The sequence below is a fragment of the Undibacterium sp. RTI2.2 genome (assembly GCF_035018705.1).
Taxonomy (GTDB): domain Bacteria; phylum Pseudomonadota; class Gammaproteobacteria; order Burkholderiales; family Burkholderiaceae_D; genus Undibacterium.
In genome coordinates this window covers 1-292 of record NZ_JASJXN010000159.1, presented here as the reverse complement: position 1 = coordinate 292, position 292 = coordinate 1, and the positions used below count along the sequence as shown (strand labels likewise).

Here is a 292-nt window from a genome sequence, read left to right as displayed (position 1 = left end):
CCGAAGTCATAGCCCACTTGGTCGATCATCTGTACAGCGGCGACTTATTTGAAACTGTACAAATCGCCGTCAAACGTTTGACTGGCGCATTTGCGATTGCCGTATTTTGCCGCGACGAACCCCACCGCGTAGTCGGTGCGCGCCAAGGTTCCCCATTAATCGTCGGGGTAGGCCAAGGAGAAAACTTTCTAGCCTCCGATGCAATGGCATTGGCAGGTACAACCGACCAGATTATTTATCTGGAAGAAGGCGACGTCGTTGATCTGCAACTACAAAAAGTCTGGATTGTAGA

1 pseudogene is annotated in these 292 nt (G+C 50.7%); it reads left to right on the top strand.

What is annotated here, in order from left to right:
- A pseudogene (locus QN395_RS21540) lies at nucleotides 1-292 on the top strand (glutamine--fructose-6-phosphate aminotransferase); the annotation flags it as partial.